At 71.6% G+C, this 9,976-nt stretch carries 9 protein-coding genes and 1 rRNA gene; all 10 read right to left on the bottom strand.

The genetic code is table 11. The features are described from left to right. Positions 1 to 174: 174 nt before the first annotated feature. Positions 175 to 837 (bottom strand): MerR family transcriptional regulator, encoded by a 663-nt coding sequence (locus ACIQ9P_RS29350; protein ID WP_402362565.1) that lies wholly within the window; start codon positions 835 to 837, stop codon positions 175 to 177. Positions 838 to 1,126: 289 nt separating this feature from the next. After that, on the bottom strand, positions 1,127 to 1,603 hold the full coding sequence (locus tag ACIQ9P_RS29345; RefSeq protein ID WP_030303568.1) for a bifunctional nuclease family protein: 477 nt from the start codon (positions 1,601 to 1,603) through the stop codon (positions 1,127 to 1,129). A 123-nt stretch (positions 1,604 to 1,726) separates the two neighbouring features. Next, positions 1,727 to 2,419, bottom strand: coding sequence for a MerR family transcriptional regulator (locus ACIQ9P_RS29340; RefSeq protein WP_402363041.1), 693 nt, complete (start codon positions 2,417 to 2,419; stop codon positions 1,727 to 1,729). A gap of 170 nt (positions 2,420 to 2,589) precedes the next feature. Further along, entirely contained in the window at positions 2,590 to 3,132 is a 543-nt protein-coding gene (locus ACIQ9P_RS29335) for an FHA domain-containing protein (protein ID WP_030397899.1), read from the bottom strand. Between the two features lie 451 nt (positions 3,133 to 3,583). Beyond that, on the bottom strand, positions 3,584 to 4,480 hold the full coding sequence (locus ACIQ9P_RS29330; protein WP_402363039.1) for a DUF881 domain-containing protein: 897 nt from the start codon (positions 4,478 to 4,480) through the stop codon (positions 3,584 to 3,586). Positions 4,481 to 4,907: 427 nt separating this feature from the next. Next, positions 4,908 to 5,240, bottom strand: coding sequence for a small basic family protein (locus ACIQ9P_RS29325; RefSeq protein WP_030062488.1), 333 nt, complete (start codon positions 5,238 to 5,240; stop codon positions 4,908 to 4,910). After that, positions 5,237 to 6,403, bottom strand: a complete 1,167-nt coding sequence (locus tag ACIQ9P_RS29320) for a DUF881 domain-containing protein (protein ID WP_402362562.1) — start codon at positions 6,401 to 6,403, stop codon at positions 5,237 to 5,239. Before ACIQ9P_RS29320 ends, ACIQ9P_RS29325 begins: the two co-directional genes overlap by 4 nt. Before the next feature lie 141 nt (positions 6,404 to 6,544). Further along, positions 6,545 to 9,040, bottom strand: coding sequence for a sugar phosphate nucleotidyltransferase (locus ACIQ9P_RS29315; protein WP_402362559.1), 2,496 nt, complete (start codon positions 9,038 to 9,040; stop codon positions 6,545 to 6,547). A 124-nt stretch (positions 9,041 to 9,164) separates the two neighbouring features. Next, positions 9,165 to 9,785, bottom strand: a complete 621-nt coding sequence (locus tag ACIQ9P_RS29310) for a CDP-alcohol phosphatidyltransferase family protein (RefSeq protein ID WP_402362556.1) — start codon at positions 9,783 to 9,785, stop codon at positions 9,165 to 9,167. 98 nt (positions 9,786 to 9,883) lie between these two features. Further along, positions 9,884 to 9,976: ribosomal RNA gene (gene rrf, locus ACIQ9P_RS29305) — 5S ribosomal RNA — on the bottom strand; the annotation flags it as partial.

Here is a 9,976-nt window from a genome sequence, read left to right as displayed (position 1 = left end):
CCCGCCCCCCCCCCCCCCGCTAGCCCCGCACCCCCCCCCCCCGGCCCCCCCCGCGGCCCGCCCCCCCGGCCCCCCCCCCCCGGGGGCCCCGCCGGGCCCCCGGCCGGCCCCCACGGCGTCGTCACGAAGCCCCGCGTCGCGCGGAGAGGGTCGCGAGGATCCCGAGGAGAACTTCTAGACCGCGCGGTTGCGCCGCTGCGCCAGCTCGTCCGCCGGGTCGTGGCCGACCACCGTCTCACCGGTGTCGGTCCGCTCGGCGTGCAGCCGGGCCAGGGTCAGCTCCAGGTCCCGCCAGACCGCGCCGACCGCGATGCCGAACACCCCCTGGCCGCCCTTCATCAGGTCGACCACCTGCTGCGGCGTCGTGCACTCGTACACCGTCGCGCCGTCGCACATCAGGGTCGTCCCGGTCAGGTCGGCGACCTCGGCGACGGCCTGCAGATGGGCGACCGCCACCCGGATGTTCTGCAGCGACACCCCGGCGTCCAGCAGCCGCTTGACGATCTTCAGCAGCAGGATGTCGCGGAAGCCGTAGAGCCGGTGGCTGCTCGCGGGGTACACCGAGCGCACGCTCGGCTCCAGCAGCCCGGTGCGGGCCCAGTAGTCCAGCTGCCGGTAGGTGATGCCGGCCGCCGCGCAGGCGGTCGGTCCGCGGTAGCCGATCAGCTCGGAGGTCGGTGAGAGCCGCTCGATCGCCGGCTGGCCGGGCTGCACGGCCGGGAAGCGGCCCACCCTCGCCAGCTCCGTCCGGGGCAGCTCGGTCACGGTCCGGGCGGTGCGCGGCAGGTGCACGGTGCACAGGCCACCCGTGGCCACTTCGTCGCCAGTGCCGGTCATGCCTACCTCCGTCCACTCGTGCTGCGGGCAAACCGGGCCGCGGGCGTCGGACACCCGGGCAGCCCCTCCTGACGGTAGGCAGTCCCCTATGGCCCGTCAACGATCGCCACGCCGGGCCGAACAGACCACATCACTCAGGCGGGTGGTTTTTCGTGCCCCCAGTGTGGGTAGATGCGCGTTTTTTGGCAAAACAGCCATCGCCCGCCGACCCGAATCCCGGGTACGGGCACCGCGCCGGCGGCCGGCCACGGGGCCGCCACCGGGCCGCCCCGGAGCGGCCGCGGGACCACTACTGCGGGCCGCTGCCGCCGAAGTCCTCCGGCGAGACCTGGTCCAGGAACTCGCGGAACTTCTCGACCTCGTCCTCCTGCTCGTCCGGGATCGCGATGCCCGCCTCGGCGAGCACCTCCTCGCTCCCGTAGATCGGCGTCCCGGTGCGCAGCGCCAGCGCTATCGCGTCGGACGGCCGGGCGCTCACCTCGACCCCGCCGGCGAAGACCAGCTCGGCGTAGAAGACGCCCTCGCGCAGGTCGGTGATCCGGACCTCGGTGAGCTGCTGGCCCAGGGCTTCCAGGACGTCCTTGAAGAGGTCGTGCGTCAGCGGGCGCACCGGCGTCATGCCCTGCTGGGCGAAGGCGATCGCGGTCGCCTCGCCCGGGCCGATCCAGATCGGCAGGTACCGATCGCCCCCGACCTCGCGGAGCAGCACGATCGGCTGGTTGGAAGGCATCTCCACCCGGACACCCACGACGTCGAGCTCATTCACACACGCAACCCTATGGCTCCCGACCCGGATATGAAAGCGCAGCGCCGACGGCGCTGGTCAGGGCCCCGGTGCGGGTGGCGGACGCGGCCCCCGGACGGCCCGCACGGCCCGGGGCCGGACGCCCTACGGACGGGCCCGCAGACCCGCCTGCACCATGGCCGCGTGCAGCCGGACGGAGAGCGTCGCCAGCTCCCGGGCCGTGGCCTCGGCGTGCGCCCTGGTCTGCGGGTTCCGGTGCCGCCGCAGCGGTGCCACGACCTGCTCGACCAGCGCGATCTCCCGGTCCGCGGCGGCCTTCATGGCCCGCAGGTGCCGGGGCTCCAGTCCGAACCGGCCGAGCTCCGCGACCAGCCTGGCGACCTGCAGCGCCTCGCCGTCGTACCCGCCGTCCGGCCCCGGGGCGACCAGCCCGTACGCCTCCCACTCGGCCAGCTCGGTCTCTCCCGCCTCGGCGGCCGCCAGCAGCTCGGCCCGGCCCAGCCGCACCCCCGCGCCGGCCTCGGCCCCGGCGGTCAGCTCGCGGTCCGCCTCCTCCAGCGGGCCCGGCCGGGTGTCCGCGGTGGGCAGCGCCGGCGGTGCCTCGCCGCGCTCGATCGCGTCCAGGTGCTCGCGGATCACCCGCAGCGGCAGGTAGTGGTCGCGCTGCATCCGCAGGACGTAGGCGAGGCGCTCGACGTCGGCCGGGCTGAACTTGCGGTACCCCGAGGGCGTGCGCTGCGGCTCGACCAGTCCCTCCGCCTCCAGGAAGCGGATCTTGGAGATGGTGACCTCGGGGAAGTCGTCACGCAGGAAGGCCAGCACCGCGCCGATGCTCAGCAGCTCGTCGCCGCCGCGCCGCCGGGCGGGCGGCCGGACCGGCTGTCTGGGTGCCGCGACCACGCCCCGCGCGCCCTGGTCCGGCCTGGGACCGGACGACGCGGGGGTGGTCGCCCCGAGCGGAGAAGAAGGGGTGTTCGGACTCACTCGGGCTCCTGCCGACGTTGGTTTCAGTACCCCCGGTTGTGGCTGGCGAAGAAGACCAGCCGGTACTTCCCGATCTGCACCTCGTCACCGTTGTTCAGGCCGACCTCGTCGATCCGCTCCCGGTTGACGTAGGTCCCGTTGAGGCTGCCGACGTCGGCGACGGTGAAGCCGCCGCCCGGCGTCCGGCGGAACTCCACGTGCTTGCGGGAGACCGTGACGTCGTCGAGGAAGATGTCGCCCTGCGGGTGGCGGCCGGCCGTGGTCTTGTCCGAGTCCAGCAGGAAGCGGCTGCCGGAGTTCGGGCCGCGCTGGACGATCAGCAGGGCCGAGCCCGGGGGCAGCGCGTCGATCGCCGCCAGCACCTCGGCCGAGAGCGCCGGCGTGCCGGTCCCGGTCGTGGTGTTGGGGTCGTAGGACTCCAGGCCGGAGATCGAGATGGTCGAGGTGGTCTCGGCCGATCCCTCGGGCAGCAGCCCACCGCGCAGCGCCGTACCGCAGTTGGAACAGAACCGGGCCGAGGCCGGGTTCTGGTTGCCGCACCTGGGGCACGGAGTGGGGCCAGCCATGTTCACAGCCTCCTGGCGCGGCACACCCGACGGGTTGTGCCCGGCGTACGGGTCCGGAGCAAACCCTCCACCAGAGGTTGAGGGTGCTGACGGGAAACCTATGCGCGGCGCGCCGGAGGGGTCAACCGACGCGCCGTAGCCCGCCTGCTGATTCCCCGCGTACTGTGCCCCGGCCGGGTCCCGGTACATGGGGCGCTCGGCGTACTCCGCGCCCTCCGGGGCGGAGCGCATGCCCGGAACACCGGGCTCGTCGTCACGGCGGTGCAGCGCCGTCGGCGCCTCCGCGGCCGCGTCGCGACCCTTGTGACGACCGAACAACTTCGAGAAGAAACTCACGGGCGAATCCCCTTGCGTGTGACAGACCCGCCCGTGGGGCAGGGTGAGAACCTCGGACAGACTGCGGGCCCGGTCGTGGATCGGGCCGGCGGGAGTGGCACTCCGAGTGTGCTGGTCACTTCGGAGCCGGCTTGGCGTACTGCGGCGTCCTCGGATCGACGAGTGCGTCGACGAGCACCTTCTGCTGCGGGGAGATCGTCGCACGCGCCTGGTGACTCTCCAGAGTACGGACGACACCCCCCGGGATGTTCAGCGCGGGCGTGAGGTCCTGCGGGTTCCCCACGACGGTGAAGCGGTAGGGGGCCGAGACCTTCTTGCCGTCGATCTGCACACCGCCACCGGACACGTCCGTGAAGTAGGTGTTGACCACCACGCGCACATCGTTGATCTGAATCGCCTCCGCCCCCGCCGCTCGTAGTTCCTGCAGGGTGTCCAGCAGCATATCTGCCTTCACCTGCCCTTGGGGATCATCGACCGTCAGTACGATGCCCGGACCAGTGGCCTTCACGGTACCGGCGAGCACACCGAGTTCCGTCGCCTTCTTCCTGGTCTGCTCCTGGGCCTCCTTGGCCTGGTTGGAGCTGTTCTCCAACTTGGCCAGGGACTGTTCCAGCTCCGCCTTCTCCTGCTGGAGACGCTGCTGACGGCTGTCCAGTTCGTCGAGGATGCGGACCAGGTCCTCCTGGCGCGCCCCGCGCAGCTGGCTGTGGTGGTCGTTGGTCGAGCGGACCTGGATCGCGAGCCCCAGACCGAGCGCGAACAACAGCACGGCCACCACCAGCTGACCGCGCGACATCCTCGGCGGCCACAGCGCCGCCTTGAGCCGCCGACGTCCGGAGTGGTGGTCCACCGCCCGCGCGGACACCGACATCGGCGCGGGCTCGACCTCATCCGGCTCGTCCTCGGCCCCCGGCTCGTCGTCGGGCTCCGGTTCCGGCGCGGGCTCCGGCGCGGGCTTCGGTACAGGCACCGGCTCGGGCACCGGCGGGGACTCCGGCGCGGGCTTCGACAGCCGCGCCGGCTCCGAGATCGGCAGGGGCCTCGGCCCGGACTCCTCCGGCCCGGGCTCCGGCGCGGGCCGGGCCGCCGGCTCCGGCGCACGCGCCGGCGTCAGCTCGGGAACGGGCCCCAGGGCGGCCCGGGGCACCGGCCGCGTCACGGGCCCGGCCACCCGCTCGGGCTCCTGGACCCGCTCATGAACGCGTTCGGGCTCCGGCTCGACCCTGGCCGCGGGGGGCCGCTCGACCGGTCCGTCCGGGCTTCCGCCCGGACGCCCGGACACCGGTGCCCCGGGCTCCCGGGCACCATCGGCCGCCGCCCCGTCCTCCGCCCGGGCCGCCACCGGCTCGCCCGAGGACCTTTCCCCCCGCTTCTCGTCCCGCACGATTTCTCCCGCCGATCCGTCCACTTCCTCCTCCGCCGCGCGCCCGCGGCCCGGCTCAGGCACGGAAGACATGGCGCCTGATCGCGGCCGCGTTGGAGAAGATGCGGATGCCGAGGACCACGACCACACCGGTCGACAGCTGCGAGCCGACGCCCAGCTGGTCACCGAGGAAGACGATCAGCGCCGCCACCACCACGTTCGACAGGAACGACACGATGAAGACCTTGTCGTTGAAGATGCCGTCCAGCATCGCCCGGACACCACCGAACACCGCGTCCAGCGCCGCCACCACCGCGATCGGCAGATAGGGCACCACGGCGTCCGGCACCTCGGGCTGGACGAAGAGTCCGACGACGACGCCGATCACGAGACCGAGTACGGCAATCACGGTGTAGCTGCTCCAGTCGCTGCGGAGGACGACCCGGTGGTCGCGGTGGACGAATGGGAGCCCTTGGCGGGCGTGGACGACGCCGGGGGCGGCGAGGTGGTGGTCCGGGCCGACGTGGTCGGCGAGCGCTTGGCCGGGGTCGACCCGCTCGGCTTCGGCGAGGGTGAGGACCCGGCGGACTGACCGGACGAGGCCGCGGCGGACGGCGACGGGCTCCCGGCCGGCGAGGCACTCCCGGTCGGGGAGCCGCTCGCACCACTCGTCGGAGCGCCGGTCGGCGAAGCCTCGGGGGTCGCGGGCTGCGCGGTCCGCAGGCTCACCCCGACGGCCGCGGGCAGCGTCAGGCTCTTCTGGGCCGAGAGAGTCGACTTGATGCCGTACTTCTCCTGCAGCAGCCGCAGGTACTGGCCGGCCATGGCGCTCTCGAAGGCGCTCAGCAGTCGCTGTCCGTCCCCCAGCGCCTGCACCGTGTACGGCGGGACCAGCGGCCGGTTGTCCACCAGGACGGCCTCACCGGCCGCGCGGATCGCCGAGAGCGCGGTGAGCCGCTGCCCGTTGATGGAGACCGCCTCCGCGCCGGAGGCCCAGAGGCCGTTCGCCACCAGCTGGAGGTCCCGGTCGCGCAGCCGCCCGCTGTTGGAGAAGCCCTGCCCGGCCCGGGGGTCGACGTTCCCGCCGGCGCCCGTTCCGGCCGCGTCCTCCAGCACCAGCTTCACACCCGGACCGGTGACCTCGGCGAGCCCGACCGCGCCGGCCAGCGCCGCCGGGTCGCCCTCACCCGGGGCCAGGGCCTGCCGCTGGGTGCTGTCGACCTTCCGGCGCAGATCCTGGACCTGCCGCTGGAGGTGGTCCGCCGAGCCGTTGGCATCGTTGATCCGGTGGATCAGGGCGTCGCGCTCCTTGGCCAGCGTCGGCTCCGCCTTGTGCGCGTTCACCGCCCCGACCGTGATGACCCCGCCCACCAGCGCCAGCCCGGCGCCCAGCGAGACCAGCCCGCGCAGCGTCCCCGGTATCCGGTACGGCCCGTCCCCGCCCCGCGCGGCCGCCGCCTCGGCGTACCCCTCGTCGAGGCTGTGGTCCATCACATTGGTCAGCAGGGACATCGAGGCATCCGGACGGTTGTACCGTCCACTGCTGGCACCCGGCCCCGGCGTCGCTGACATGCCGACCATCGTCCCATGTCGCGCGCGGGCCCCGCGCACGCCCCCTGACCTGCGCATATTCCAAATGTGGCGGAACGCGACCAATCGCTCGAAACGGGCATCGGGGCGGAGCGGCCACCGCCGCTCCGCCCCGCCTTCGGGTCAGCGCCCGGCGCTGTCCACCACCGCCGCCCACTCGTCGAGCAGGGCCTCGGTCGCCGCGTCGTCCGGCCCCTCCGCCCACAGGTGGGTGACCGCCTCGGCCGGATCCGGCAGCACCAGCGTCCACCGCCCGTCCGCCTCGACCACGCGCACACCGTCCGTGGTGTCCAGCGTCCGACTGCCGGCCGCCTCCACCACCGAGCGCATCACCATGCCCTTCGCCGCCCACGGCGTCGCGATGTCCCGGCGGCGGATGTGCGCCTGCGGGATCCGCGCGTCGATCTGGCTCAGCGTGAGCTGGGTGCGGGCCACCAGGCCCACCAGGCGGACGAAGGCCGCCGCCCCGTCCAGCACTCCGCTGAACTCCGGCACCACGAAGCCGCCGCGGCCGTCGCCACCGAACACCGTGCCCTCGGCGGCCGCCGCCTTGGCCAGGTCGTCCGGCGTCGTCGTGGTCCAGATGACCTGCGTGCCGTGGTACGCCGCGACCTGCTCGGCGATCCGGGTCGTGGTTACCGGGAGCGCGACCTGCCCGCTGCGCCGCTCCGCCGCGACCAGGTCCAGCAGGACCAGCAGCGCCCGGTCGTCGTCGATCACCCGGCCGAGCTCGTCCACGAAGGCCACCCGCTCGCCCACCGGGTCGAACCGCACGCCGAAGGCGGCACGCGAGGACGCCACCAGCTCGCCGAGCCGGGCCAGGCCGGCCCGCCGCTCCTCGGCGTCCTCCGTCGGCCGTGCCTCGTCCAGCCCGCCGGAGACGGTCAGCGCCTCCACCCCGAGCCGGCCGAGGATGCTCGGGAGGACGAGTCCCGCGCTGCCGTGCGCGGTGTCGACGACCACCTTCAGACCCGCCTCCCGCACGCCGGTGGTGTCCACGGCCCGCAGCAGGTTGCCCGCGTAGCCGTCGAAGACGCTCGACGGGAAGGTCAGGTCACCGATCTCGCCCGGGAACGCGCGCCGGTACTCCTGGCGTGCGTAGACCCGGTCGAGCTTGCGCTGCCCGGCCTGGGACAGATCGGCGCCGCGCTCGTCGAAGAACAGGATGTCCAGCGAGTCCGGCACCCCGGGGGTGGTGCGCAGGAAGATCCCGCCGGCACTGCCCCGCGCGGTGTGCTGACGCGCCACCGGCATCGGCACGTTCTCCAGGTCGCGGACGTCGATCGCGCTGGTCTGCAACGCCGAGATCATCGCCCGCTTGAGGGCCCGCGCGCCACGCGAGTGGTCACGCGCGATGGTGACGGTCGCCCCCTTCTTCAGGGTCGTCGCGTACGCCCCGGCCAGCCGGACGGCCAGCTCCGGGGTGATCTCGACGTTGAGGATGCCGGAGACACCGCGCACCCCGAACAGGTGCTCCTGCCCCCGGGACTCCCAGATCACCGAGGTGTTGACGACCGCGCCGGCCTCGATGGTCTTGAACGGGTAGACCCGGACGTTGGCCCCGATGATCGACTCCTCGCCGACCAGGCACTCGTCCCCGATCACCGCGCCGTCCTCGATCCGCGCGGCCCGCATCACATCGGTGTTCTTGCCGACCACACAGCCCCGCAGATTACTCTGCGGCCCGATGTAGACGTTGTCGTGCACGACCGCCTTGTGGAGGAAGGCGCCGCGTTTGACCACGACGTTGCTGCCGAGCACCGTGTGCTCGCGGATCTCGACGCCCGCCTCGACCTTGGCGTAGTCGCCGATGTACAGCGGACCGCGGAGAATCGCCTCCGGGTCCACCTCGGCTCCCTCGGCCACCCAGACGCCCGGCGAGATCTCGAAACCGTCCAGCTCGACCTCGACCTTGCCGTCCAGGACGTCCGCCTGGGCCTTGCCGTAGCTCTCGTGGGTGCCCACGTCCTCCCAGTAGCCCTCGGCGACGTAGCCGTAGACCCGCTTGCCCTCCTTGAGCAACTGCGGGAACACATCGCTCGACCAGTCGACCGACTCGCCGGCCGCGACGTAGTCGAAGACCTCGGGCTCCATCACGTAGATACCGGTGTTCACCGTGTCCGAGAAGACCTGGCCCCAGGTCGGCTTCTCCAGGAAGCGCTCGACCCGGCCCTCGTCGTCGGTGATCGTGATACCGAACTCCAGGGGATTCGGCACCCTGGTGAGACAGACGGTGACCAATGCGTTCTTGCTGCGGTGGAACTCGATCAATTCCGAGAGGTTGAAGTCCGTCAAAGCGTCACCGGAGATCACCAGAAAGGAGTCGTCCTTCAGGGCGTCCTCGGCGTTCTTGACACTCCCCGCAGTGCCGAGTGGAGTCTCCTCGTTCGCATAGGTGAGGTGCATGCCCAGCTCTTCGCCGTCACCGAAGTAGTTCTTCACCAGTGAGGCCAGGAACTGGACGGTCACGACGGTGTCGGAGAGACCGTGCCGCTTCAGCAACCGAAGCACGTGCTCCATGATCGGCATATTGGCGACCGGAAGCAGCGGCTTCGGCATGCTGGAGGTCATCGGGCGAAGTCGAGTGCCTTCGCCCCCTGCCATAACAACGGCTTTCATTACGGGTGCGTCCTCCTTCGCGGTGGTGGACCGTTCAGGTCCATCAAACCGTTCCAGTGGAGGTCTACCCGGAAGATATCGTCCGACGCACCGTGGCGACGTGGGACTTCTCTCAGATCACGTCTCAGACCGTGGACGGCGAGGAGGCCGGGCCGCCGCGGACGATCTGTCGCACCTGGACCGCGTAAAGAATGGCGGCCCACCAGTACAGCGTGGCGCCCCACCAGATGAACGCCCAACTCACGATCTCGGCCGGCCGGGCGATCCAGCTGTCACCGGCACCGAGCAGCAGAAGGGGGAACGCGTACATCAGATTGAATGTCGCGGCCTTCCCCAGGAAACTCACCTGCAACGGCCCGTAGCCGTGCCGGTTGAGGATCGGCAGCAGCCCCGCGATAAACACTTCGCGCGCCAGCAGGATCGCCGTCAGCCACCACGGCAGGATCTCACGCCAGGTCAGGCCGACCAGGGTGGAAAGCACATAGAGCCGGTCCGCCAGCGGGTCGAGCAGCTGCCCCACCCGGCTGATCTGCCCCCACCTGCGCGCGAGTTTCCCGTCCAGGTAATCACTGATGCCACTGAGCATCAGGATCAGCAACGCCCACCCGTCGTTGTTCGGACCGTCGAACACCGGCCAGAGGATCAGCCAGAGGAACAGCGGAACACCGACCAGCCGGCCCATGCTCAGCAGGTTGGGGATGGTGAGGACGCGATCGGTCTGGACCCGCGTCTCCTGGACCTCCACCCGGGGGGCCTCCTGTCACGTATGGCAACTTTTCACGTCGACCTTACAACAGAAAAGCCCCCGACCGATTACCGGGCGGGGGCTCTTCCAGAAAATTTGTTCGGCGGCGTCCTACTCTCCCACAGGGTCCCCCCTGCAGTACCATCGGCGCTGTGAGGCTTAGCTTCCGGGTTCGGAATGTAACCGGGCGT

The organism is Kitasatospora sp. NPDC094019, from assembly GCF_044764505.1.
GTDB lineage: Bacteria > Actinomycetota > Actinomycetes > Streptomycetales > Streptomycetaceae > Kitasatospora.
This window is presented reverse-complemented; position numbering and strand designations above follow the sequence as displayed.

Excerpts from the sequence above, each read along its gene's own strand:
- ACIQ9P_RS29320 (WP_402362562.1), bottom strand. The coding sequence starts at position 6,403 with ATGTCAGCGACGCCGGGGCCGGGTGCCAGCAGTGGACGGTACAACCGT.
- ACIQ9P_RS29335 (WP_030397899.1), bottom strand. The coding sequence starts at position 3,132 with ATGGCTGGCCCCACTCCGTGCCCCAGGTGCGGCAACCAGAACCCGGCC.
- ACIQ9P_RS29350 (WP_402362565.1), bottom strand. The coding sequence starts at position 837 with ATGACCGGCACTGGCGACGAAGTGGCCACGGGTGGCCTGTGCACCGTG.
- ACIQ9P_RS29315 (WP_402362559.1), bottom strand. The coding sequence starts at position 9,040 with ATGAAAGCCGTTGTTATGGCAGGGGGCGAAGGCACTCGACTTCGCCCG.